The sequence below is a fragment of the Roseateles sp. UC29_93 genome (assembly GCF_042695725.1).
Classification (GTDB): domain Bacteria; phylum Pseudomonadota; class Gammaproteobacteria; order Burkholderiales; family Burkholderiaceae_C; genus Roseateles; species Roseateles noduli_A.
The window spans coordinates 4235752-4260071 of sequence record NZ_CP170545.1; the positions used below are offsets into that span (position 1 = coordinate 4235752).

At 66.0% G+C, this 24320-nt stretch carries 17 protein-coding genes and 4 pseudogenes; 16 read left to right on the plus strand and 5 right to left on the minus strand.

What is annotated here, in order from left to right; all coding sequences use genetic code 11:
* Nucleotides 1-92 precede the first annotated feature (92 nt).
* Nucleotides 93-788 (minus strand): Bax inhibitor-1/YccA family protein, encoded by a 696-nt coding sequence (locus tag ACFJIX_RS19790; RefSeq protein ID WP_377161866.1) that lies wholly within the window; start codon nt 786-788, stop codon nt 93-95.
* 105 nt (nt 789-893) lie between these two features.
* On the opposite strand from ACFJIX_RS19790, the gene ACFJIX_RS19795 reads away from it, so the two are divergent.
* From ACFJIX_RS19795 to ACFJIX_RS19815, 5 genes and pseudogenes are all read left to right on the plus strand, one after another.
* A complete protein-coding gene (locus tag ACFJIX_RS19795) occupies nt 894-1295 on the plus strand; it encodes a heme-binding protein (RefSeq protein WP_377154045.1) in 402 nt (133 codons plus the stop codon).
* 442 nt (nt 1296-1737) lie between these two features.
* Nucleotides 1738-2866: pseudogene (carA, locus tag ACFJIX_RS19800) on the plus strand (glutamine-hydrolyzing carbamoyl-phosphate synthase small subunit).
* A gap of 18 nt (nt 2867-2884) precedes the next feature.
* Nucleotides 2885-6150, plus strand: a pseudogene (gene carB, locus ACFJIX_RS19805) (carbamoyl-phosphate synthase large subunit).
* Nucleotides 6151-6234: 84 nt separating this feature from the next.
* Nucleotides 6235-6714, plus strand: coding sequence for a transcription elongation factor GreA (gene greA / locus ACFJIX_RS19810; RefSeq protein WP_088406621.1), 480 nt, complete (start codon nt 6235-6237; stop codon nt 6712-6714).
* 11 nt (nt 6715-6725) lie between these two features.
* Nucleotides 6726-7163 carry a DUF4149 domain-containing protein gene (locus ACFJIX_RS19815; RefSeq protein WP_377154047.1) on the plus strand — a complete coding sequence of 146 codons (438 nt, stop codon included), beginning with the start codon at nt 6726-6728 and terminating at the stop codon, nt 7161-7163.
* 84 nt (nt 7164-7247) lie between these two features.
* Here ACFJIX_RS19815 and yhbY read toward each other — a convergent pair whose 3' ends face one another.
* Nucleotides 7248-7727, minus strand: a complete 480-nt coding sequence (gene yhbY, locus ACFJIX_RS19820; protein WP_377154049.1) for a ribosome assembly RNA-binding protein YhbY — start codon at nt 7725-7727, stop codon at nt 7248-7250.
* 18 nt (nt 7728-7745) lie between these two features.
* Between yhbY and ACFJIX_RS19825 the strand changes: the two genes are divergently transcribed.
* From ACFJIX_RS19825 to phoR, 11 genes and pseudogenes are all read left to right on the plus strand, one after another.
* Nucleotides 7746-8420 (plus strand): RlmE family RNA methyltransferase, encoded by a 675-nt coding sequence (locus ACFJIX_RS19825; protein ID WP_377161868.1) that lies wholly within the window; start codon nt 7746-7748, stop codon nt 8418-8420.
* Nucleotides 8421-8706: 286 nt separating this feature from the next.
* Nucleotides 8707-10611, plus strand: a complete 1905-nt coding sequence (gene ftsH / locus ACFJIX_RS19830; protein WP_377154051.1) for an ATP-dependent zinc metalloprotease FtsH — start codon at nt 8707-8709, stop codon at nt 10609-10611.
* A gap of 204 nt (nt 10612-10815) precedes the next feature.
* Nucleotides 10816-11664 (plus strand): dihydropteroate synthase, encoded by an 849-nt coding sequence (gene folP, locus ACFJIX_RS19835; RefSeq protein WP_377161870.1) that lies wholly within the window; start codon nt 10816-10818, stop codon nt 11662-11664.
* Between the two features lie 135 nt (nt 11665-11799).
* Nucleotides 11800-13138 (plus strand): annotated as a pseudogene (glmM, locus tag ACFJIX_RS19840) (phosphoglucosamine mutase).
* A 379-nt stretch (nt 13139-13517) separates the two neighbouring features.
* Nucleotides 13518-14552, plus strand: a complete 1035-nt coding sequence (gene pstS / locus ACFJIX_RS19845; protein ID WP_377154053.1) for a phosphate ABC transporter substrate-binding protein PstS — start codon at nt 13518-13520, stop codon at nt 14550-14552.
* A gap of 187 nt (nt 14553-14739) precedes the next feature.
* Entirely contained in the window at nt 14740-15759 is a 1020-nt protein-coding gene (gene pstC / locus ACFJIX_RS19850; RefSeq protein WP_377154055.1) for a phosphate ABC transporter permease subunit PstC, read from the plus strand.
* The gene (pstA, locus tag ACFJIX_RS19855) at nt 15756-16616 is read left to right on the plus strand and encodes a phosphate ABC transporter permease PstA (RefSeq protein ID WP_377154057.1); all 861 of its coding nucleotides are present in this window, start codon (nt 15756-15758) and stop codon (nt 16614-16616) included. Before pstC ends, pstA begins: the two co-directional genes overlap by 4 nt.
* 40 nt (nt 16617-16656) lie before the next feature.
* Nucleotides 16657-17442, plus strand: coding sequence for a phosphate ABC transporter ATP-binding protein PstB (pstB, locus tag ACFJIX_RS19860; protein WP_067270340.1), 786 nt, complete (start codon nt 16657-16659; stop codon nt 17440-17442).
* A 19-nt stretch (nt 17443-17461) separates the two neighbouring features.
* Complete coding sequence (phoU, locus tag ACFJIX_RS19865; protein WP_067270342.1) at nt 17462-18169, plus strand: phosphate signaling complex protein PhoU; 708 nt, start codon at nt 17462-17464, stop codon at nt 18167-18169.
* Between the two features lie 77 nt (nt 18170-18246).
* A complete protein-coding gene (gene phoB, locus ACFJIX_RS19870) occupies nt 18247-18951 on the plus strand; it encodes a phosphate regulon transcriptional regulator PhoB (protein ID WP_067270346.1) in 705 nt (234 codons plus the stop codon).
* Nucleotides 18952-18961: 10 nt separating this feature from the next.
* Nucleotides 18962-20341, plus strand: a complete 1380-nt coding sequence (phoR, locus tag ACFJIX_RS19875; protein ID WP_377154060.1) for a phosphate regulon sensor histidine kinase PhoR — start codon at nt 18962-18964, stop codon at nt 20339-20341.
* Nucleotides 20342-20551: 210 nt separating this feature from the next.
* Here phoR and ACFJIX_RS19880 read toward each other — a convergent pair whose 3' ends face one another.
* From ACFJIX_RS19880 to rho, 3 genes and pseudogenes are all read right to left on the minus strand, one after another.
* Nucleotides 20552-21892, minus strand: coding sequence for a hypothetical protein (locus ACFJIX_RS19880; RefSeq protein ID WP_377154063.1), 1341 nt, complete (start codon nt 21890-21892; stop codon nt 20552-20554).
* Between the two features lie 568 nt (nt 21893-22460).
* Nucleotides 22461-22709: pseudogene (locus ACFJIX_RS19885) on the minus strand (type B 50S ribosomal protein L31); the annotation flags it as partial.
* A gap of 139 nt (nt 22710-22848) precedes the next feature.
* Nucleotides 22849-24111, minus strand: a complete 1263-nt coding sequence (rho, locus tag ACFJIX_RS19890; RefSeq protein ID WP_067270357.1) for a transcription termination factor Rho — start codon at nt 24109-24111, stop codon at nt 22849-22851.
* Nucleotides 24112-24320: the final 209 nt, after the last annotated feature.

Below are 24320 nucleotides of genomic sequence, written 5' to 3' on the forward strand. Positions count from 1 at the left end.
GTCGGGACGGCGTCACGCACGAGCGGGCGGCGCTGCGCAATGAAAAACGCCTCGGAGATTCCGAGGCGTTTTTGCGTGCGGCGAGGAGACGATCAGTCGCGATCGCCGCCGACGATGCCCAGCAACTGCAGCAGCGCGGTGAACACGTTGTACAGGTCCAGGTAGATGTTCAGCGTCGCGCTGATGTAGTTGGTCTCGCCGCCGTCGATGACGCGCTTGACGTCGACCAGCATGAAGGCCGAGAAGATGCCAAGCACGGCGACCAGCAGTGCCAGATGCACGCCGGTGGATTGCAGGAAGACGTTGGCGATGCCGGCGATCATCGCGATCACGGCGCCCACGAACAGGAACTTCTGCAGGCCCGAGAGGTCGCGCTTGACCACGGTCGCCAGCGACGCCATCGCGAAGAAGATCCCCGCGGTGCCGCCGAAGGCCGTCATGATCAGCGTGCCGCCGTTCTTGAAGCCCAGGATCGCGGCCAGCAGGCGCGACAGCATCAGGCCCATGAAGAACGTGAAGGCCAGCAGCGAGGCGACGCCGGCGGCGGAGTTCTTGGTCTTCTCGACCAGGAACATCAGGCCGAACGCGCCGACGAAGAACAGGATCATGCTCGCGCCGTTGCCCATGGCGGCGAGCAATCCGGTGCTCACGCCGATCCAGGCGCCGAGCACGGTCGGGATCAGCGAGAGCGCCAGCAGCGCGTAGGTGTTGCGCAGCACGCGCTGGCGGTCGGCGGACAGCGACGAGCCGAAGCCGCCGGGGTTGAGGTCGATGATGCGGTCGTTCATGTGCGTGCGCCCCATGAAGTGAGAGTTGCTGTCGATTGTAGGCATGGGTCTTAAGGCTTCGTTAAAGTGATCGTCTTTCCTTCAATGACCCCGACGAGGCCGCAGATGAAACAGAAGCCCTTCCTGACCCTGGACGACGTCAAGCGCATCGCCGCCGCCGCGGAAGCTGAAGCCGTCAAGAACAACTGGCCCGTGACCATCGCGATCGTCGACGACGGTGGTCATCTGCTGTGGCTGCAACGCCTGGACAACGCTGCCGCCACGTCGGCCGTGATCGCCCCCGCGAAGGCCAAGACGGCCGCGCTCGGACGCCGCGAATCCAAGGTCTATGAGGACATCGTCAACAACGGTCGCAACGCCTTCCTCAGCGTGCCGCTGGAAGGGATGCTCGAGGGCGGCGTGCCGGTGATCGTCGACGGCTTCTGCGTCGGCGCTGTCGGCGTCAGCGGCGTGAAGTCCAACGAGGACGCGCAGGTCGCCAAGGCCGGCATCGCCGCCCTGGGTTGAGTCACAAAGTGCTCAGTCCCCATCCGGGGTAGTCCTCGGTCCCAGACCGTGGAAGTGCTGGATGGTTCAGGGACGGGAGGCCTTGGGGTTTTGGCGCTTGCCGCCAAGGCCCCATGGCCTCGCGGCCAAGCGCTCAAAGGTCGCAGTCAAGGACCCCCAAAACGTGCGCCCCCGATGACCCGTTTGCGCAAATCTTCTCCGTGAATACCCGACGGGTTATACTCGTCAGGTTTACCCGCAACCTACCGCGTCCCGCACACTTCACCCCCGATCGCATCGGATCCCACACGGATCGACTCCCTCACAGGAGACCCGGTCGCACCCGCGCGCCAGCCGTCCATGGCGCGTGCCGGCGGCGAATCCAGGGCCCTGAAGCAGAGCCGGGCGCGCGCACAACAACGGAGTTTCCCGTGCTGCCCGATCTGCTTTCCGCTCCCCCGCGATTCTTGCCCTGGCAGACGGCACGGTCTTCAAGGGTTCCGCGCTCGGTGCCGCCGGCCGGACCGTTGGTGAGGTGGTGTTCAACACCGCGCTCACCGGCTACCAAGAAATCCTCACCGACCCCAGCTATTGCCGCCAGATCGTCACGCTGACGTATCCGCACATCGGCAACTATGGCGTCAATGACGAGGACGTCGAGGCGTCGAAGATCTTTGCCGCTGGCCTGATCATCAAGGAGGCGCCGGTCCTCGACTCGAACTTCCGCAAGGGCCGCACGCTGCGCCAGTACCTGAAGGACGAGGGCACCGTCGCCATCGCCGACCTGGACACGCGCCGCCTGACGCGCGTGCTGCGCGAGAAGGGCGCCCAGAATGGTTGCATCCTGGCGCTGGGCGCCGGCGAACAGATCACGCAGGCGCACATCGACGAAGCCGTCTCGCTGGCCAAGGGCGCGCCGAGCATGGCGGGCCTGGACCTGGCGAAGGTCGTCAGCCGCACTGAACGCGAAACCTGGACCGAGACCGAGTGGACGCTCGGCAAGGGCTACGGCGAGCAGACCGCCCCCGAAGTTCCACGTCGTCGCCTACGATTTCGGCGTCAAGAGCAACATCCTGCGCATGCTGGCCTCGCGCGGCTGCCGCATCACCGTGGTGCCGGCGCAGACGCCGGCCTCGGAGGTCTTCGACCTCGAGCCGGACGGCGTGTTCCTGTCCAACGGCCCCGGCGATCCGGAGCCTTGCGACTACGCGATCAAGGCCACCGCGCAGCTGATCGAGGCCGGCATCCCGACCTTCGGCATCTGCCTGGGCCACCAGATCATGGCGCTGGCCTCGGGCGCGAAGACCTTCAAGATGAAGTTCGGCCACCACGGCGCGAACCATCCGGTGAAGGACCTCGACAACGGCCGCGTCAGCATCACCAGCCAGAACCACGGTTTCGCGGTCGATCCCGACACGCTGCCGTCCAACCTGCGCGCGACGCACGTCAGCCTGTTCGACGGCACGCTCCAGGGCCTGGCCCGCACCGACAAGCCCGCGTTCTGCTTCCAGGGTCATCCGGAAGCGAGCCCCGGCCCGCACGACATTTCGTATCTGTTCGACCGCTTCATCGGTCTGATGTCCAAGGCCTGATGAAGAGGGAGACGACTCATGCCCAAGCGTTCTGATATCAAAAGCATCCTCATCATCGGCGCCGGCCCGATCATCATCGGTCAGGCCTGCGAGTTCGACTACTCGGGCGCCCAGGCCTGCAAGGCGTTGCGCGAGGAGGGCTACAAGGTCATCCTGGTGAACAGCAACCCGGCGACGATCATGACGGACCCGGACACCGCGGACGTCACCTACATCGAGCCGATCACCTGGCAGGTGGTCGAGAAGATCATCGCCAAGGAGCGCCCCGACGCGATCCTGCCGACGATGGGCGGCCAGACCGCGCTGAACTGCGCGCTCGACCTGCACAAGCACGGCGTGCTGGACAAGTACAAGGTCGAGATGATCGGTGCCAACGAGCATGCGATCGAGAAAGCCGAGGACCGTCTGAAATTCAAGGACGCGATGACCAAGATCGGGCTGGGGTCGGCCCGCTCGGGCATCGCGCATTCGCTGGAAGAGGCCTGGTCGGTGCAGAAGCGCATCCATGCCGAGATCGGCGGCGACGGCTTCCCGATGGTGATCCGTCCCAGCTTCACGCTGGGCGGCACCGGTGGCGGCATCGCCTACAACCCGGAGGAGTTCGAGGAGATCTGCAAGCGCGGCCTCGACCTCTCGCCGACGAACGAGCTGCTCATCGAGGAGTCGCTGATCGGCTGGAAGGAATACGAGATGGAAGTGGTCCGCGACAAGGCGGACAACTGCATCATCGTGTGCTCGATCGAGAACCTGGATCCGATGGGCATCCACACCGGTGACTCGATCACGGTGGCCCCGGCGCAGACGCTGACCGACAAGGAATACCAACTGCTGCGCAACGCCTCGATCGCGATCCTGCGCGAGATCGGCGTCGACACCGGCGGCTCCAACGTGCAGTTCTCGATCAACCCGGTCGACGGCCGCATGGTCGTGATCGAGATGAACCCGCGCGTGTCGCGCTCGTCGGCGCTGGCCTCGAAGGCCACGGGCTTCCCGATCGCCAAGATCGCCGCGAAGCTGGCCGTCGGCTACACGCTCGACGAGCTCAAGAACGACATCACCGGCGGCATCACGCCGGCCTCGTTCGAGCCGAGCATCGACTACGTCGTCACCAAGATCCCGCGTTTCGCCTTCGAGAAGTTCCCGATGGCCGACTCGCGTCTGACGACGCAGATGAAGTCGGTCGGCGAAGTGATGGCCATGGGCCGCAACTTCCAGGAATCGTTCCAGAAGGCGCTGCGCGGCCTGGAGACCGGCATCGACGGCCTGTCCGAGATCAGCACCGACCGCGAGGAGATCGTGCAGGAGATCGGTGAGCCCGGTCCGTCGCGCATCCTGTTCCTGGGCGACGCCTTCCGCATCGGCATGACGCTGGACGAGGTCTTCGAGGAAACGAAGATCGATCCGTGGTTCCTCGCCCAGATCGAGCAGTTGATCAAGATCGAGCTGTCGCTGGCCGGCCGCACGCTGGCTTCGCTGAGCGTCGACGAGCTGCGCCTGCTGAAGAAGAAGGGCTTCTCGGACAAGCGCCTGGCCAAGCTGCTGGGTACGAACCAGCACGAGGTGCGCAAGACGCGTCACGCGCTGAACGTGCGCCCGGTCTACAAGCGCGTCGACACCTGTGCCGCGGAGTTCGCGACGCAGACGGCCTACATGTACTCCACGTACGACGAGGAGTGCGAGGCCAACCCGACCGACAAGAAGAAGATCATGGTGCTGGGCGGCGGTCCGAACCGCATCGGCCAGGGCATCGAGTTCGACTACTGCTGCGTCCATGCGGCCCTCGCGATGCGCGAGGACGGCTACGAGACCATCATGGTCAACTGCAATCCGGAGACCGTCTCGACCGACTACGACACCTCGGACCGTCTGTACTTCGAGCCGGTGACGCTCGAGGACGTGCTGGAGATCGTGGCCAAGGAAAAGCCGGTCGGCGTGATCGTGCAGTACGGCGGCCAGACGCCGCTGAAGCTGGCGCTGGACCTCGAGGCCAACGGCGTGCCGATCATCGGCACCTCGCCGGACTCGATCGACATGGCCGAGGACCGCGAGCGCTTCCAGAAGCTGCTGCATGAGCTGGGCCTGAAGCAGCCGCCCAACCGCACGGCGCGCAACGAAGACCAGGCCGTCGCGCTGGCCAACGAGATCGGCTATCCGCTCGTCGTGCGCCCGAGCTACGTGCTGGGCGGCCGCGCGATGGAGATCGTCCACGGCGACAAGGACCTCGAGCGCTACATGCGCGAGGCCGTGCGCGTCAGCGAGAAGTCGCCGGTGCTGCTGGACCGCTTCCTCGAGGACGCAGTCGAGGTCGACGTCGACTGCATCTGCGACGGCACCGACACGATGATGGGCGGCATCATGGAGCACATTGAGGCGGCCGGCATCCACTCGGGCGACTCGGCCTGCTCGCTGCCGCCGTACACGCTGTCCAAGGAGCTGCAGGACGAGCTGCGCCGCCAGACCGCGGAGATGGCCAAGGCGTTGAAGGTCGTCGGCTTGATGAACGTGCAGTTCGCGATCCAGGGCGACGTGACCAAGGGCTTGTCCGAGAACACGGTCTACGTGCTCGAAGTGAACCCGCGCGCGTCCCGCACGGTGCCGTTCGTGTCCAAGGCGACCAGCCAGCCGCTGGCCAAGATCGCCGCGCGCTGCATGGCCGGTGTCAAGCTCAAGGACCAGAAGGCCGCCGGCGGCAAGCCGCCGGTCGAGATCCAGCCGCCGTACTTCAGCGTCAAGGAAGCCGTCTTCCCGTTCAACAAGTTCCCCGGCGTGGACCCGATCCTCAGCCCGGAAATGCGGTCGACCGGCGAAGTCATGGGCGCCGGCCGGACCTTCGGCGAAGCGATGCTGAAGAGCCAGCTGGGCGCGGGCTCGCGCCTGCCGCGCCAGGGCAACGTCCTGATCACCGTCAAGAACAACGACAAGGATCGTGCCGTCGCATTGGCGCGTGATCTGGCGGCGCTGGGCTTCGGCGTGGTGGCCACCAAGGGCACGGCGGCCGCGATCGAGGCGGCGGGCGTTCCGGTGCGCGTGGTCAACAAGGTCAAGGACGGCCGCCCGCACATCGTCGACATGATCAAGGGCGGGGACATCCAGCTGGTGTTCACGACCGTCGACGGACGCGCACGGCGATTGCCGACAGCCGCCACATCCGTCAGGCGGCGCTGGCCAACCGGGTGACCTATTACACGACGATGGCTGGCTGCGAGGCCGCCGTCGAAGGCATGAAGCACAAGGACGGCCTGCTGGTGCAATCGCTGCAGGAACTGCACGCCGAACTGCATTAAACTGCCTCATCCCATTCCGCCGCCGCTGCTCAGCGATCCTGAGCGGCAGCGGCGGTTTGTTTTGTTATTCAAGGTTCTAGAGACATGGCCACGACGATCCCACTGACCAAGCGCGGCGCTGAGAAGCTCAAGGAAGAACTGCATCGGCTGAAGACGGTCGAGCGGCATGCCGTGATCAACGCCATCTCGGAAGCCCGTGCGCAGGGCGACCTGTCGGAAAACGCCGAGTACGAAGCCGCCAAGGACAAGCAGGGCTTCATCGAAGGCCGCATCCTGGAGATCGAAGGCAAGCTGTCGTCGGCGCAGGTGATCGATCCGTCGTCGGTGAATGCCGGCGGCAAGGTGGTGTTCGGCACCACGGTCGACCTTGAAGAGGAAGAGTCCGGCAACGAGGTCACCTACCAGATCGTCGGCGACGACGAAGCCGACCTGAAGCAGGGCCTGATCTCGATCAGCTCCCCGATCGCGCGCGCACTGATCGGCAAGGAAGCCGGCGACGTCGCGGAAGTGGTGGCGCCCGGCGGCATCAAGCGCTACGAGATCGTCGACGTCCGCTACATCTGAAGCGCTGAGCCATGCTGCTGCGGATCCGCGCGCTGCTCGCCGCGCTGTGGGCCGGCGAACTGCTGACGGTCGCCTTGCTCGCGGCCCCGAACGCGTTCGCGACCCTCGAGCGGGCCGTGGCCGGCAAGTACGTCGCACGGCTGTTCGAGATGGATGCCCGAGTGGCGCTCGCCGCTGGCGTATTGCTGATCCTCATGGAGCGGCGACTGCACCGCGACGGCGCTGTCCGCGGGTCGGCGATGAGCCCGGATTTCTGGCTGCCCCTGGTGGCCATCGGATGCACCGCCGCCGGCTTCTATGCGTTGCAGCCGCTGATGGAGGCTGCGCGGCAAGGGCAGGGGAGCTGGACCTTCCTGCAGTTGCACGCGGTGTCGCTGGTTCTCTTCGGGGTGAGAACCCTCGCGGTCCTGGTGCTGGCCTGGCGGGTGAACGGGGCGACGTCCCGCTGAGCACTCAGACTCGAACGGCGAGGACAAAGAGAAAGACGGCCCGTGGGCCGTCTTGTCGTTGGCGCCCTGGCGCCGTCTCGGGCATCAGCCCTGGCTGGACTTCTTGACGCTGGTCTGGCGCGGTTTCTTGGCGCGCTTGACCTCACCGCCCTGGGTGACGCGCTGGTTGCCCAGGACGGTGACCTTCTTGATCTGCGGACGGTTGTTGCCGCTTTTCGAGAACTTCACGATCTTGACGACCTTGGGGGCCGAACGGGCGTCTTCCTTGGCGGCGGCCTTTTCCTTCTCGGGCATCGGGCGCCACAGGACGAGCAGCTTGCCGATGTGCTGGATGGGCGCGGCGTCGAGTTCCTCGGCCAGCGTGGCGAGGATGGCTTCGCGACCGTCGCGGTCGTCCGACATGACGCGCACCTTGATCAGGCCGTGGGCCTTCAGCGCGTTGTCGACCTCCTTGGTGACGGCGGCCGTCAGGCCATCGCCGCCTATCATCACCACGGGGTCGAGGTGATGAGCGTCGGCGCGTTTTTCCTTGCGCTGGGCAGGGGTCAATTGAATAGCAGGCATCTGCTTATTATCCGTGCAATGAAAGTCGATACCAAAAGCAAGAAGGTGAACAAGGCGTGGTTGAACAACCACGTCAACGATCCCTACGTCAAATTGGCCCAGAAAGAGGGCTACCGCTCGCGCGCGGCCTACAAGCTCAAGGAAATCGACGAGGAATTCCAGCTGATCCGCCCCGGGCAGGTGGTGGTCGATCTCGGCGCATCGCCAGGCGCGTGGAGTCAGTACCTGCGCCGCCGTTTCGCGCCCAAGGAGGCGGGCGCCGGCGGCGCCGCGGTGGGTGAGCTGAACGGCCGCATCATCGCGCTGGACCTCCTGGAGTGCGAGCCGATCGAAGGCGTGGAGTTCCTCCAGGGCGATTTCCGCGAGGACGAGGTCTTGGCCCAGCTCGAGGCGATGCTCGACGGAAAGAAGGTGGATCTTGTGGTCTCGGACATGGCGCCCAACCTGTCCGGCATCGAAAGCACCGACGCGGCGCGCATGGAGCATCTGATCGAACTGGCGCTGGACTTTTCCCAACAACACCTGAAGCCCGAAGGTGCGCTCGTTGCCAAGGTGTTCCACGGCAGCGGTTATGACCAGCTCGTGCATGCCTTCCGTGCGCAGTTCAAGCGGGTGAAGACCGCCAAGCCCAAGGCCTCCCGGGAAAGATCGGCCGAGAATTTCCTGGTCGGCATCGGATTGAAGAAGGTCTGAAACGGCTTGAAATGGGTGTGTGGACCCTGCCGAAAAGGCAGGAGACAAACGCCAGGATGAGCCGGAAAGCGGCTGGATGCGACTGAAAGCGCGATGAGGCGTCAAAGTCGGGGGCGCTTCGAGCGGTTGGTCGGCGTTGCCCGTGGCAATATCTATCGTCGTGTATGGGAATGCCAATCAGGTCTGGGGACTTGACTGGCCTAGAATCCGCCCCATATGCCGTGAAAGTCCGCTGCCCGAGGCTGTATCGGTGGGCGTGCGGTGATGGAATGACAAAGGAGTCGCGGTGAACAATCAGTGGTTCTCGAAGGTGGCTGTATGGATGGTGATCGCCTTGGTGCTGTTCACTGTCTTCAAGCAGTTCGATCGCAGCGCAACCCAGGGTACCCAGACCGTTTACTCGGAGTTCCTCGAAGAGGTCCGTGCCAAGCGCGTCAAGCAGGTCATCCTGCAGGAGACCCCCGCCGGCACCGAGATCCAGGCGACGACCAGTGACGGCAACAAGCTGCGCACGACCGCCCCGTTCATGGATCGCGGCCTGATCGGTGACCTGATCAACAACGGCGTCAAGTTCGACGCGAAGCCGCGGGAAGAGCCCTCGGTGCTGATGAACATCCTGCTCAGCTGGGGCCCGATGCTCCTGCTGATTGCCGTGTGGGTGTACTTCATGCGCCAGATGCAGGGCGGCGGCAAGGGGGGCGCGTTCAGCTTCGGCAAGTCGAAGGCGCGCATGCTCGACGAGGCCAACAACACCACGACCTTCGCCGACGTCGCCGGATGCGACGAGGCCAAGGAAGAGGTCAAGGAGCTGGTCGACTTCCTGAAGGACCCGCAGAAATTCCAGAAGCTCGGTGGCCGGATCCCGCGCGGCGTGCTGCTGGTCGGCCCTCCGGGGACCGGCAAGACGCTGCTGGCCAAGGCCATCGCCGGCGAGGCGAAGGTCCCGTTCTTCACGATCTCCGGTTCCGACTTCGTCGAGATGTTCGTCGGCGTGGGCGCGGCCCGTGTCCGCGACATGTTCGAGCAGGCCAAGAAGAGTGCGCCTTGCATCATCTTCGTCGATGAAATCGATGCGGTCGGTCGCCATCGCGGTGCCGGCCTGGGCGGCGGCAACGACGAGCGCGAGCAGACCCTCAACCAGATGCTGGTCGAGATGGACGGCTTCGACACCAACCTCGGCGTCATCGTGATGGCCGCGACCAACCGTCCGGACATCCTGGATCCGGCACTGCTGCGTCCAGGACGTTTCGACCGTCAGGTCTACGTGACGCTGCCCGATGTGCGCGGCCGCGAGCAGATCTTGAACGTGCACATGCGCAAGGTCCCGGTCGGCCAGGACGTGCGCGCTGACATCCTGGCGCGTGGCACCCCGGGCTTCTCCGGTGCCGATCTGGCCAACCTCGTCAACGAGGCTGCATTGTTCGCTGCCCGCCGCAATGGCCGCGTGGTCGACATGCAGGACTTCGAGAAGGCCAAGGACAAGATCATGATGGGCCCCGAGCGGAAGTCCATGGTCATGCCCGAGGAAGAGCGCAAGAACACCGCGTACCACGAAGCCGGCCATGCACTGGTGGCGCGCCTGCTGCCCAAGACGGATCCGGTGCACAAGGTGACGGTGATCCCGCGTGGTCGCGCGCTGGGCGTGACGATGCAGTTGCCCGAAGGCGACCGCTACAGCATGGACAAGGACCGCATGCTGTCGACGATCTCCGTGCTGTTCGGCGGCCGGATTGCTGAAGAAGTCTTCATGAACCAGATGACGACCGGCGCCAGCAACGACTTCGAACGCGCCACGGCCATCGCCCGCGACATGGTCACCCGCTACGGCATGACCGACGAGCTGGGCCCGATGGTCTACGCCGACAACGAAGGGGAAGTCTTCCTGGGCCGTTCGGTCACGAAGACGACCAACATGTCGGAAGAGACGATGCGCAAGGTCGATCAGGAGATCCGCAAGATCATCGACGAGCAGTACACGATTGCCCGCGACCTGATTGAAGGCAACAAGGACAAGATGCACGCGATGGCGACGGCGCTGCTCGAATGGGAAACCATCGACGCCGACCAGATCAACGACATCATGGAAGGCCGTCCGCCGCGTCCGCCGAAAGACTGGACGCCGCCGGCCAACAAGCCGGACAGCGGTGGTACCCCGGCGGTCACCACGGGCAGCGCTCCGGCAGCCGCCTGATCGACAGGGCGTCAGATGACCTGCAAGGGTCTCTGATTCCTGATGGATCCCCGAAGGGCCGGTCTCGCGACCGGCCCTTCTGCTTTTGCGATCTACCCCGACCTGAAGCACAGGCGCTTCCGGGCTTGCGTCATACTTGCCGTCTGGCGAGGCAGTCCCTGGCGCAATCGAGCGCGCGGCCGCGCCCTCGACACTCAGCCGTCCATGACTTCTCCCTCGATCTGGCAGACCACGCGCTTCGACCTCGATTTGGCAGAGCGGCCGTTGGTGATGGGCATCGTCAACGTGACGCCCGATTCCTTCTCGGACGGCGGGCAACATGCCGACGCGCTGAGCGCGATCAATTTCTGTGAGCGGCTGCTCGGCGAGGGCGTCGACATCCTCGATCTGGGCGGCGAATCGACGCGCCCGGGGGCGCCGCGACTCGATGCCGACGAGGAGTGGAAACGACTGGAGCCAGTGCTGCGTGCCGCGCTGAACTTCGGCGTCCCGGTGTCGGTCGACACCTGCAAGACCGAGGTGATGCGCCGTGCGCTGGACCTGGGCGTCGACATCATCAACGACGTGCAGGCCCTGCGCGACGAAGGCGCCGACAGGCTGCTGGCCGAGCACGGCAGCGCCGGCATATGTCTGATGCACATGCGGGGCCAGCCCGCAGGCATGCAGCAGCTGACCGAGTACGACGATGTTGTCCTCGAGGTGGCCGATTTCCTGCGCGAGCGGATGCGGCATCTGGTCGATATCGGCGTGGCGGCCGAACGGATCACGCTGGATCCGGGTTACGGCTTCGCCAAGACCGTGGATCAGAACCTTGAACTGCAGCGGCGTCAGCGCGAGTTGCTTGCGCTGGGACGACCACTGCTGATCGGCTGGTCGCGCAAGTCGACGCTCGGGGCCGTGACCGGCAAGGCCGTCGATGAACGCATGCCGGCCAGCGTCGGTGCGGCGCTGGCATCGGTGGCCCTGGGCGCGCGCGTGGTACGCGTGCACGACGTCGGGCCGACCGTCGACGCGCTCAAGGTCTGGCAAGCCTTCGGCGCATCGCAGGGCTGACCTCCGTCCAGGCAGGACCGTCGAGCGCTCCAGCGCTCCCCCGATCGGGTGCCCCAAGGTGGGCGAGCAGCGACCACCTCGGCATCGGCGACAATCCGCGGATTCAAGATCGAGAAGTCGCAGGAGATCGCCTCAATGAGCCGGAAGTATTTCGGAACCGACGGTATTCGCGGAACCGTGGGCCGCACCCCCATCACCCCTGACTTCATGTTGAGGCTGGGCCATGCGGTGGGTCGCGTGCTCAAGCGCAGTTATGCCAAGCCCAGCGTGCTGATCGGCAAGGACACCCGCATCTCCGGCTACATGCTCGAGTCCCGCGCTGGAAGCCGGCTTCGCGTCCGCTGGCGTCAACGTGCTGCTGACCGGCCCGCTGCCGACGCCCGGCGTCGCCTACCTCACCCGTGCGTTGCGCCAGCACCTGGGCGTGGTGATCTCGGCATCGCACAACCCGTTCGCGGACAACGGCATCAAGTTCTTCTCGTCCAAGGGCGAGAAGCTGCCTGACGCCTGGGAGCTGGACGTCGAGGCCGTGCTGGACGAGCCGCCGGTCTGGGTCGATTCCGCCAGCCTGGGGCGTGCCCGCCGCCTGGACGACGCACAAGGCCGCTACATCGAGTTCTGCAAGGCCAGCTTCAGCAGCGACCTCAGCCTGCGCGGCATGAAGCTGGTGATCGACGCGGCGCACGGCGCGGCTTACCAGGTGGCGCCGTCGGTGTTCCATGAGCTCGGGGCCGAGATCATCACGATCGGCAACAAGCCCGACGGCTACAACATCAACGACAAGGTGGGCGCCACGGCACCGCAGGCGCTGGTCGCCGCGGTCAAGGAGCACCAGGCCGATTACGGCATCGCGCTTGACGGCGATGCCGACCGCCTGCAGATGGTCGACGGCGAAGGGCGGCTCTACAACGGTGACGAGCTGCTCTATGTGATGGTCGCGGACCGCCTGGCTCGCGGTGAGCGGGTTCCCGGCGCGGTCGGCACGCTGATGACGAACATGGCGGTCGAACTGGCCTTGCGCCAGCGGGACGTCGAATTCGTCCGCGCCAAGGTCGGCGATCGCTACGTGCTGGAGGAACTGGCCGCCCGCGGCTGGCAACTGGGCGGGGAGGGCTCGGGTCATCTGCTGTCGCTGGATCGGCACACGACCGGCGACGGCATCGTGAGCAGCCTGCTGGTCCTCGAAGCGGTCTGCCGCAGTGGCCGCCGCCTGGCGGACCTGCTGGACGGTGTGACGCTGTTCCCGCAGACGCTGATCAATGTCCGCCTGCAGGCGGACCACCAGGACTGGAAGAGCAACCCTGCGCTGGCCCGCGTCGAAGCCGAAGTCACGGCCGAGCTGGGCGACCGGGGGCGGGTCTTGATCCGCAAGTCGGGCACCGAACCGCTGCTGCGGGTCATGGTCGAGGCCAGCGACGCCGACCTGGCGCAGCGCTGTGCCGAACGCCTGGCGGACGCCATCCGCGGCGGCTGACCCCTCCACCTCCAGCAAAAAGAAGGGCCGCCGGCGCGGGAGCGTCGGCGGCCCAATTTGCATTGGTCGGGTCGCGTCGAGCGCGACTTCTTCGGGAGCGGGGCGGGCAGATCCTTTCGCCTCATCCCCGTCGCCGTGGCGCCGTCATGAGGTCCGGAGGGTTTTCCCGCACGTCCCGAAGGCTAGAGATCGAAGATGACAGCGGGGTGAATCGAATATGACAATGATCGATCGACGACCGCCGAAGTGCCGTTTCTCCTCTGGGCGCTGTACGTAACGACATTTTTCCGGATCCTGGGTGGCGTCACGGATGTGTCACATTGAGGTCATAGCATCCGCTCCGTTCGCCAACCAACCCAAGCGATAGGACTGAATGATCATGAATCAACTGCGTGCTGGCCTGCTGTTCGCCGCGTGCGCCGCGATGTTCTCCGCGGCCCATGCTCAAGAGGTGACCGGTGCGGGTGCTTCGTTCCCGGCCCCCGTGTACGCGAAGTGGGCTGATGCCTACAACAAGGCCACCGGCGTCCGCATCAACTATCAATCGGTCGGTTCCGGCGCCGGCATCAAGCAGATCCAGGCCAAGACCGTCGACTTCGGCGCGTCCGACGCCCCCCTGAAGGACGACCAACTGGCCAAGGACGGCCTGGTCCAGTTCCCCACCGTGATCGGCGGCGTGGTGCCGGTGATCAACGTCAAGGGCATCGCCGCGGGCCAGCTCAAGCTGGACGGCAAGGTCCTGGGCGACATCTACCTGGGCAAGGTCACGAAGTGGAATGACCCGGCCATCGCCGCCCTGAACTCGGGCGTCGCGCTGCCGGACGCCGCCATCGCCGTGGTCCGCCGCGCCGACGGTTCGGGCACCAGCTTCCTGTTCACGAACTACCTGTCCAAGGTCAACGCCGATTGGAAGGACAAGGTCGGTGAAGGCACGGCCGTGAACTGGCCCACCGGCGCGGGCGGCAAGGGCAACGAAGGCGTGTCGGCCTTCGTGACGCGCCTGCCGAACTCGATCGGCTACGTCGAATACGCCTACGCCAAGCAGAACAAGATGACCTACGTGCTGCTGAAGAACGCCAGCGGCGCCTTCGTCAGCCCGAGCGACGACGCCTTCAAGGCGGCCGCGGCCGGTGCCAAGTGGGAGCAGTCGTTCTACCAGGTGCTGACCGAGCAGGCCGGCAAGGACAGCTGGCCCATCACCGGCGCCACCTTCATCCTGATGCACGCCGCCCAGGACAAGCCGGCCCAGGCCGCCGCGTCGCTGAAGTTCTTCGACTGGGCCTACACCCAGGGCGACAAGATCGCCGACGAACTGGATTACGTCCCCCTGCCGGCGGCCGTGAAGGACCTGGTCCGCAAGCAATGGACCGGCCAGGTGAAGGACACCGCCGGCAAGGCGGTCAGCTTCAAGTGATCGTCGTCTGACGAAGCAGCCCGGTGCTCCTGTTGCGGGACACCGGGCTTTCGTTCAAGACGAGTTGAGGCGCGAAGGTGCAAGGGCGCCAGAAGAAGATCTCGACAGAGACATCGTGACGGACGCGTCGGACCGGCCGGAGGAGGCGGGCGGCGCGCCAGATTCCAAACATTTCAGCGGAGGCCCCGTGGCCGCAATACTTCCAGCCAATTCCCTCGATCGAGGCCAGGAGCGCGCCAAGCCGGACGGACGTCCGCCGCAGCGCCGCCGCGTCGCTCCCTGGGCCGACACCGTGTTCTCGCTGCTGACGCATGCCGCGGCCTGGGTCACGCTGGCGCTGCTGGTCGGCATCATCGGCTCGCTGCTGGTGGGCGCCGCGCCCGCGATCAAGCAGTTCGGCCTGGGCTTCCTCGTGTCCACGGACTGGGATCCGGTGCAGGAGAAGTTCGGCGGACTCGTGATGATCTACGGCACGCTGATGACCTCGTTCATCGCGCTGCTGATCGCCGTCCCGGTCAGCTTCGGCATCGCGCTGTTCCTGACGGAACTGGCCCCGGGCTGGCTGCGCCGCCCGCTGGGCATCGCGATCGAGCTGCTGGCCGCCGTGCCGTCCATCGTCTACGGCATGTGGGGCCTGTTCGTGTTCGGCCCGCTGCTGGCCACCTACGTCCAGGCGCCGCTGCAGAGCCTGCTCGGCGGCGTGCCGGTCCTGGGCGGACTGGTCTCGGGCCCGCCGGTGGGTCTGGGCATCCTCTCGGCCGGCATCATCCTGGCCATCATGATCATCCCGTTCATCGCCTCGGTGATGCGTGACGTCTTCGAGGTCACCCCCGCGATGCTCAAGGAGTCCGCCTATGGCCTGGGCTCCACCACCTGGGAGGTGGTCTGGAAAGTCGTGCTGCCGTACACCAAGACCGGTGTGATCGGCGGCATCATGCTGGGCCTGGGTCGCGCGCTGGGCGAGACCATGGCGGTCACCTTCGTGATCGGCAACATGAACCAGCTGAGCTCGCTGTCGCTGTTCGAGGCCGCCAACACGATCACCTCGGTGCTGGCCAACGAATTCGGCGAATCCGGTCCCGGCAGCCTGCATCAGGCCTCGCTGCTGTACCTGGCCCTGGTCCTGTTCTTCATCACCTTCGTGGTGCTGGCGTTCTCCAAGGTCCTGCTCAACAAGCTCAAGAAGAACGAAGGAGCCCGCACATGAGCGCCACCACCGCCGACCGCATGGCGATGTACCACAAGCGCCGCCGGGTCAACATCATCGCGCTGACGCTGTCGCTCGCGGCGATGTCGATGGGCCTGGTCTGGCTGATCTGGATCCTCTTCGAAACCATCACGCAGGGCATCGGCGGCCTGAACTGGGCCACCTTCACCCAGATGACGCCGCCGCCGAACACCGACGACGGCGGCCTGGCCAACGCGATCTTCGGATCCGCGCTGATGGTGGCCCTGGCCACCCTCGTGGGCACGCCCATCGGGGTGCTGGCGGGGGTCTACCTGGCCGAGTACGGCCAGAAGACCTGGCTGGGCAGCTGCGTGCGCTTCATCAACGACATCCTGCTGTCGGCCCCGTCGATCGTGATCGGCCTGTTCGTGTACAGCCTGATCGTGCTGCGGTTCAAGGGCTTCTCGGGCTGGGCCGGCGTGATGGCGCTGGCGCTGATCGTGATCCCGGTGGTGATCCGCACAACGGAGAACATGCTGAACCTGGTGCCGAGCGCGTTGCGCGAGGCCGCCTATGCGCTCGGCACGCCGAAGTGGAAGGTCATCATGACGGTGACGCTGAAGGCCGCCCGCGCCGGTGTCCTGACCGGCGTGCTGCTGGCCCTGGCCCGCGTCTCCGGCGAGACCGCGCCGCTGCTGCTGACGGCGTTCAACAACCGCTTCTGGTCGACCAACCTGTCGGGTCCGATGGCCAACCTGCCGAAGGTGATCTTCGACTTCGCCATGAGCCCGTACCAGAACTGGCAGAAACTGGCCTGGGCGGCGGTGTTCATCATCACCATCGGCGTGCTGCTCCTGAACATCCTCGCGCGCTTCGCCTTCAAGCAGAAGCATTGATCCGAACCCGGTCCACGAATCCAACGAATCGAGAAACAACATGGACGTCAAAGTCGACATGCCGGTGACCGAGAAGGCGAAGCTCTCGGTGAAGAACCTGAACTTCTACTACGGCAGCTTCCACGCGCTGAAGAACATCAACCTGGACATCCCCGAGAACAAGGTGACCGCGTTCATCGGCCCGTCGGGCTGCGGCAAGTCCACGCTGCTGCGCACGCTGAACCGGATGTTCCAGCTCTATCCGGAACAGCGCGCCGAAGGCCAGATCCTGCTGGACGGCGAGGACATCCTCACCAGCAAGGAAGACGTGTCGCTGATCCGCGCCAAGGTCGGCATGGTGTTCCAGAAGCCGACGCCGTTCCCGATGTCGATCTACGACAACATCGCCTTCGGCGTGCGGCTGTTCGAGACGCTGTCGCGCGTCGAGATGGACGAGCGCGTCGAATGGGCGCTGAAGAAGGCCGCGCTGTGGAACGAGGTCAAGGACAAGCTGAACCAGAGCGGTTCCGGCCTGTCGGGCGGCCAGCAGCAGCGCCTGTGCATCGCGCGCGGCATCGCGATCAAGCCGGAAGTCCTGCTGCTGGACGAGCCGTGCTCGGCGCTGGACCCGATCTCGACCGGCAAGATCGAGGAGCTGATCCACGAGCTCAAGCACGACTACACGGTCGCGATCGTGACCCACAACATGCAGCAGGCGGCGCGCTGCTCGGACTACACGGCCTACATGTACCTGGGCGACCTGATCGAATTCGGACCGACCGCGGAGCTCTTCATGAAGCCCAAGCGCAAGGACACCGAAGACTACATCACGGGTCGTTTCGGCTGATCAACAGGGAGCACACACCATGACCGACAAGCATCTCTCTACCCAATTCGACGCCGAGCTGAGCGGCATCTCCACGCGCGTCCTCGAGATGGGCGGCCTGGTCGAATCGCAGGTGGCGCAGGCCGTCGAGGCGCTGGGCAGCTTCAGCGGCGACATCGCCAGCCACGTGCTCAAGCAGGAAGAGATCGTCAACACGATGGAGATCGAGATCGATCGCGACCTGTCGACGATCATCGCCCGCCGCCAGCCGACCGCGCGCGACCTGCGCCTGCTGATCGCCGTGTCCAAGACGATCGCCAACCTCGAGCGCGTCGGCGACGAGGCGGCCCGCATCGCCCGCACCGTGCAGCGCCTGATCAACACCGGCGTGTCGAGCCGGCTGCGCCTGCCGATGTCGGACCTCTCGTACGAGGCGGAGCTGGCCACCGCGCAGCTGCGCAAGGCGCTGGACGCGTTCGCGCGCCTGGACGTCGATCGCGCGCTGGAAGTGCTGAAGGCCGACGACCAGATCGACAAGGAGTTCGACGGCCTGATGCGCAAGCTCATCACCTACATGATGGAAGACCCGCGCACCATCTCGTCGTCGATCGACCTGGTGTTCGTCGCCAAGGCGATCGAGCGCGTCGGCGATCACGCCAAGAACCTGGCCGAAGTCATCATCTACGTGGTCAAGGGCACCGACGTCCGCCACAACTCGCCGGACGCCGTCGAGAACATGGTGCGCTGAGCACCGACAAGCGATCACCCGTCCGGCCCGCCCGCTACGGGCACGCCGGCGGGACCCAATAAGAGGAGTTACCCCGCATGAGTCGCATCCTGGTCGTCGAGGACGAATCCGCCATCGCCGAGCTGATCTCCATCAACCTGCGCCACGCCGGTTACGAGGTCACATTGGCCGGCAATGCCGAACAGGCCCAGCTGGAAGTGGACCGCGTGCTGCCCGATCTGGTCGTGCTCGACTGGATGCTGCCGGGCCAGACGGGCCTGGCGCTGGCGCGTCAATGGCGCGGCGCCACCCGCACCCGCGAGCTGCCCATCATTCTGCTGACGGCGCGCGCGGAAGAGGTCGACAAGGTGTCGGGCCTGGACGCCGGCGCGGACGACTACCTGACCAAGCCGTTCTCGACGAACGAACTGCTGGCGCGCATCCGCGCGGTGCTGCGCCGCAAGGCGCCCGAAGCGCTGGACACGGCCGTCGAGGTCGGCGGTCTGGTGCTCGATCCCGGCACGCGCCGCGTCAGCCGCGAAGGCGTCGAGGTGAAGCTCGGTCCGACCGAGTTCCGCCTGCTGCACTTCTTCATGACGCATCCGGAGCGCGTGCACAGCCGCTCGCAGCTGCTGGACCGTGTCTGGGGCGACCATGTGTTCATCGAGGAACGCACCGTGGACGTCCACGTCAAGCGCCTGCGCGAGGCGCTCGAGAAGGTCAGTTGCGCGCGCATGATCGAAACGGTCCGTGGCGCCGGCTACCGGCTGACCCAGCAGAGCAGCAGCGCCCTGTCGGCCTGAGGGCGCATCCATGGCATGGATGTTCTCTCGCGTCCTGATGCTGGTGCTGGGCACCAGCGTCGCGGGCGGCCTGGGGTACTGGTTGGGCGAGTGGACAGGGATGCCGCATCTGGCCGCGGCGCTGGCCGCGGCGACGGCCGTCATCCTGATGGCGGTCTGGGACGCGGCCCGGGCGCACCGGCTCGTGCACTGGCTGCGCGGCGATCAGGACGACGATGCGCCGCGCCTCGGCGGCCTGTGGGGCGAGATGGCCTACCGCGTCGAGCGCGGCCTGCGCGACCGCGAGCGCCGTTATGAGCGCGAACGCCAGCAGCTCGAGCAGTTCCTGCTCGCGATCGAGGCTTCGCCCAACGGCGTGATCCTGCTCGATGGGCAGGACCACATCCAGTGGTGCAACGTCGTGGCGGGCGATCATTTCTCGCTGGATCCGCAACGCGACAAGCTGCAGCGCATCACCAACCTGGTCCGTTATCCGGCCTTCGTGTCCTATCTGCAGAACGGCAACTTCCAGCAGCCGCTGACACTGACCAACACCCGCGCGAAGTCGACGCTGCAGGTGCTGGTCCGCGATTACGGCGTCGGCGGGGAGTCGCGCAAACTGGTCCTGTCGCTGGACGTCACCGACCGCGAACGCAATGAAGCGATGCGGCGCGATTTCGTCGCGAATGTCTCGCATGAGATCCGCACGCCGCTGACGGTGCTGGCGGGCTTCATCGAGACGATGGCCAGCCTGCAGTTGACCGAGGCCGAGCGTAGGCGGGTGCTGCATCTGATGCAGCAGCAGACGACGCGGATGCAGACGCTGGTCGGCGACCTGCTGACGCTGGCGCAACTCGAGGGCAGTCCGCGGCCGGGCGCGGATCACTGGATCTCGCTGGATCCGCTGTTGCAGCGCGTCGGCGCGGACGCGCAGGCGCTGTCGAACGGGCGGCATGAGCTCGTCTGCGAACGTCATACGGGCGTCGAGCTCGCGGGCGTCGAAACGGAAATCCTCAGCGCGATCGCGAACCTGGTGAGCAACGCGGTGCGCTACACCCCCGAGGGGGGGCGCATCGAACTGCAGTGGCGATGGCTGCCGGACAACGGCGGCGAGATCTCGGTCATCGACAACGGACCCGGCATCGCGCGCGAGCACTTGCCGCGACTGACCGAGCGCTTCTATCGCGTCGATGGGAGCCGCTCGCGGGACACCGGCGGCACCGGTCTGGGACTGTCGATCGTCAAGCACGTCGTGCAGCGCCATGGCGGTGAGCTGCGCATCGAGAGCGAGCCCGGGAAGGGCTCCAGGTTCAGGTTGCTGTTCCCGGCGGCGCGTGTGCGTCTCGTCGATGCGTCGGCCATGGGCGATGAAGCGGCGCCGGCCGCACTGGCGGGGGGCGACGATCTCTGAGGTCGCCTTTGAGCGTCCACGAAAGAATGGCTCCGCTCGGAGCCATTCTGCTTTCGGGAGGTCGGCGCGCTTGGCCGCGGATGCATGGGGCCCGGACGGCAAGCGTCCAAACCCCATGCATCCCCGTCCCCGAACCACCGAGGACTTTCACGGTCTGGGACCGAGGGATGGCTCGATGTTGGATCGAGGACTGCGCGGGAGGGGCGCTGATCAGCGATCCTTCTGCATGACCAGGTAGGTGCCGAAACGGTCGGTCGGGCGGCGGACCACGCCGAGTACGCGCCAGCCGCTTGGCGGCATCGGGGTGCTCTCCGCCTGCACGGTGATCGCAAGGGGGCAGGTCGTGCGGTCGAGGCCCTGTGTCGCGTCGACCTTCCAGTGGCCTTGGAACTCCAGGGCCGCCAAGGCATGGGTCGGGAGGCCGGGGGCGGCGATGCACTCGACGTTCGCCGGCACATGCGCGGCGATGCGGTCGATCAGCGGCTTGTTGCTGCGCGCGTAGTTCAGCGTGTGCAGTCCCAGTGTCATCGCCAGCAGCCAGGCCAGCGCCACGCCGCCAGCCGGCAGCGCGAGGCTCTTCCAGAGCGCGTGACGGTGCCGCGCAGTGCGCCAGCGCACCAGCCACAGCCAAGCCAGCGTGCCCAGCACGGCCACCACGAAGGTGAGCAGGCTGAACTGCGGCTCGTAGCCCTGCGCCAGCTTGCGGACGTTGGCAAGGAGCTTCGCCGGCCAGCCGATCTGCAGGGCCATGTAGTACAGCCACAGGAAGATGGCGCCGACGGTGAAGAAGAAGACCGAGAACCAGTCGAGGAGGGCACTCGCGCTGCGCTGGAAGGTCGGCAGCGCGAAGCTGGCCAGCACCGCGAGCGGCGGCAGTGCGAGCAGCATCGCGCGGTCGTCGGCCCCCATCAGCAGGCTGGTCAGCAAGGGCACCAGCGAGGCCAGCAGCGGCACCGACAGGTGGCGGCGCATGAGGTGGGCGCGCCAGCGCCACAGCGACCAGGCCGCCAGCGGCCAGGCCGGCCAGCAGAACCAGCCCAGGAGCCGCAACCAGTCCAGCACGCTGCGTTCGCTGGCCTTCACGCGCCAGGCCCAGCCGTGCATCGGCCATGCGACCAGCGCGGCCAGCACCATCGCGGCGAGGATCCAGGGCAGGAACTTGCGGGCGTCCTCGTAGGTGGAACGGAAGCACAGCCACAGGGCGCCGACGGCCAGCGCCAGCGCGACGACGGGCGCGCCGCTGGTGGCGAGCACCGGCAGCGCCACGAGCATCGCCGTGCGGGCCTTCCAGGCCCGGAAGGGCAGCGCCGCAAGGCTGTAGACGAACAGCGTGATGCCGAGCAGCTGGAGGATCTCCGGCGTGATCTCGTGCCCCAGGCGCAGCAGTCCCAGGCTGGCGATCAGCGCGAGCAGGCAGCCGTCGGCCATGGCGCGGGCGTAGTCGACCGCGTGGGCCTCGCCGCCGAAGGCGAAGGCCACCGGTTGCGCGGCCTCGGTGCGCGCCAGGTGCAGGCAGCTGTACCAGGCCAGCGCCAGCACGGCGGCCAGCATCAGTCCGAAGGGGATGCGCGCCGCGACGGAGGGGATCGAGGAAGGGCAGCAACTTGACGCCGAGCGCGCCGACCCAGTACGGCAGGAGGCCGCCATCCGCGGGCAGGCCGGCGATCGCGGGCTGCAGCCACGGGGCGTGGCCTTGCGCGATGCTGGCGATGAAGCCGAAGGCGGTGAGGTCGGCATTGCGCCAGGGATCGCGGCCGAACAGGCCGGGCAGCACGTAGGCGGCGCACAGCAGCAGCAGGGCCCAGCGCGGGATCGGGTGCGTGCTGCGCTCGGCCACGACGGCCGGGGTGGGCAGATTCATGCGCGTCTGTCTCGTTGTCGTTGTGGATGCCGGTGCGCATCATGCCGCAGCTTCGCCGGGCTCAGGACGAGTCTCCTGACACCCTGCGGTAAAGGCGGGCGAAGCCATGTCCCGGGACGCGACGACGTATCGCGCCCCTCAGTCCGGCATGGCGGAGGCGGGCTCCGGAGCGGCCATGAAAAAAGGCAGCCGGTGGGGCTGCCTTTTTGCGGTGACCGGATCAGATCCGGTCGGGGAGGGCCGCTCAGGCCTTCTGCGCAGGTTCGCAAACTTGTTGCGGAACTTCTCGACGCGACCGCCCAGGCTGTCGACGCTCTTCTGGGTGCCCGTGTAGAACGGGTGGGATTCGCTGGAGGTTTCCAGCTTGACCAGCGGCAGTTCGCGGCCGTCGTCCAGCTTGATCGATTCCTTCGTCTGCACCGTCGAGCGGATCACGAACTGGGAACCATTGGACTGGTCCAGGAAGACCACGTCGCGATAGTTGGGGTGAATGCCTTCTTTGGCCATTTGAAAATCCTCGCTGCAGTGCCGCCAGCCACACTGCCCCTTGCAGCGCACTTGTCGACAGCGGAAAAACGCGGAGTATAGCTGAAATGAGAGAAGCCGCCCAGGGGCGGCTTCCGTGAAGTCCGGAGACCGGGCTGAATCAGCCCCCGCGTCTCATCATGTCGAAGAAATCGTGGTTGTTCTTCGAGGACTTCATCTTGTCGAGGATGAACTCCATCGCCTCGATCTCGTCCATCGGATACAGCAGCTTGCGCAGGATCCAGGCCTTCTGGAGGATCTCGGGCTTGAGCAGCAGCTCCTCGCGGCGGGTGCCCGACTTGTTCAGCAGGATCGACGGATAGACGCGCTTCTCGGCCATGCGACGGTCCAGATGGATTTCGCAATTGCCGGTGCCCTTGAACTCTTCGTAGATCACCTCGTCCATCTTGGAGCCGGTGTCCACCAGCGCGGTGCCGATGATGGTCAGCGAGCCGCCTTCCTCGATGTTGCGCGCGGCGCCGAAGAAGCGCTTGGGGCGCTGCAGCGCGTTCGCGTCCACCCCACCGGTCAGCACCTTGCCGGAGCTGGGCAGCACGTTGTTGTAGGCGCGGGCCAGGCGGGTGATCGAGTCCAGCAGGATGATCACGTCCTTGCGCAGTTCCACCAGGCGCTTGGCGCGCTCGATGACCATTTCCGCGACCTGCACGTGGCGCGCGGCCGGTTCGTCGAAGGTGGAGCTGATGACCTCGCCGCGCACGGTGCGCTGCATCTCGGTCACTTCCTCGGGGCGTTCGTCCACCAGCAGCACCATCAGGTGGGCGTCGGGATAGTTGGCCGCGATCGAGTGCGCCAGATGCTGCATCATCATCGTCTTGCCCGACTTGGGCGGGGCGACGAGCAGCGCGCGCTGGCCTTTGCCCAGCGGGGCGATCAGGTCGATGATCCGGCTGGTGATGTTGTCGTCGCCGCGGATGTCGCGTTCGAGCTTGAACTGCTCCTTCGGGAAGAGCGGCGTCAAGTTCTCGAACATGATCTTGTGCTTGGACTCCTCCGGCGTCAGGCCGTTGACGCGGTCCACCTTGACCAGCGCGAAGTAGCGCTCGCCGTCCTTGGGCACGCGCACTTCGCCTTCGACCATGTCGCCGGTGTGCAGGTTGAAGCGGCGGATCTGGCTGGGCGACAGGTAGATGTCGTCCGTCGAGGCCATGTAGCTGGCCTCGGGCGAGCGCAGGAAGCCGAAGCCGTCTGGAAGGACTTCCAGCACGCCGTCGCCGAACACCTGCTCGCCGGCCTTGGCGCGCTTTTTCATGATCGCGAACATCAGCTCCTGCTTGCGCAGGCGGGCGACGTTGTCGATCTCCAGCTCTTCGCCCATCTGGATCAGGGCGGAGACGTGAAGCGCCTTCAGTTCAGAAAGATGCATGGGGGGTTTGACCCGGTCTGTCGTCCAGGGCCTGCCAAGGCCAGAGACACAAACAACGGCGAGCCCAAGGGACGCGCATCCGCGTTGCGGCGGACTTGAGGAAAGCGTGGAGACTTGGGCGCCGAGTCCACGCGCTCACCCGGAAGATCGACGGCGTCCGGAAGACGCCGTTGGGCCCGGGAGGGCGTGGTGGCAAGTTGTTCGCCAGG

Bases quoted from the DNA above. Each gene is read 5' to 3' on its own strand.
- ACFJIX_RS19790 (WP_377161866.1), bottom strand. From the start codon at position 788: ATGAACGACCGCATCATCGACCTCAACCCCGGCGGCTTCGGCTCGTCG.
- ACFJIX_RS19795 (WP_377154045.1), top strand. From the start codon at position 894: ATGAAACAGAAGCCCTTCCTGACCCTGGACGACGTCAAGCGCATCGCC.
- greA (WP_088406621.1), top strand. From the start codon at position 6,235: ATGGCCACGACGATCCCACTGACCAAGCGCGGCGCTGAGAAGCTCAAG.
- ACFJIX_RS19815 (WP_377154047.1), top strand. From the start codon at position 6,726: ATGCTGCTGCGGATCCGCGCGCTGCTCGCCGCGCTGTGGGCCGGCGAA.
- yhbY (WP_377154049.1), bottom strand. From the start codon at position 7,727: ATGCCTGCTATTCAATTGACCCCTGCCCAGCGCAAGGAAAAACGCGCC.
- ACFJIX_RS19825 (WP_377161868.1), top strand. From the start codon at position 7,746: ATGAAAGTCGATACCAAAAGCAAGAAGGTGAACAAGGCGTGGTTGAAC.
- folP (WP_377161870.1), top strand. From the start codon at position 10,816: ATGACTTCTCCCTCGATCTGGCAGACCACGCGCTTCGACCTCGATTTG.
- pstS (WP_377154053.1), top strand. From the start codon at position 13,518: ATGAATCAACTGCGTGCTGGCCTGCTGTTCGCCGCGTGCGCCGCGATG.
- pstA (WP_377154057.1), top strand. From the start codon at position 15,756: ATGAGCGCCACCACCGCCGACCGCATGGCGATGTACCACAAGCGCCGC.
- pstB (WP_067270340.1), top strand. From the start codon at position 16,657: ATGGACGTCAAAGTCGACATGCCGGTGACCGAGAAGGCGAAGCTCTCG.
- phoU (WP_067270342.1), top strand. From the start codon at position 17,462: ATGACCGACAAGCATCTCTCTACCCAATTCGACGCCGAGCTGAGCGGC.
- phoB (WP_067270346.1), top strand. From the start codon at position 18,247: ATGAGTCGCATCCTGGTCGTCGAGGACGAATCCGCCATCGCCGAGCTG.
- phoR (WP_377154060.1), top strand. From the start codon at position 18,962: ATGGCATGGATGTTCTCTCGCGTCCTGATGCTGGTGCTGGGCACCAGC.
- ACFJIX_RS19880 (WP_377154063.1), bottom strand. From the start codon at position 21,892: ATGCTGGCCGCCGTGCTGGCGCTGGCCTGGTACAGCTGCCTGCACCTG.
- rho (WP_067270357.1), bottom strand. From the start codon at position 24,111: ATGCATCTTTCTGAACTGAAGGCGCTTCACGTCTCCGCCCTGATCCAG.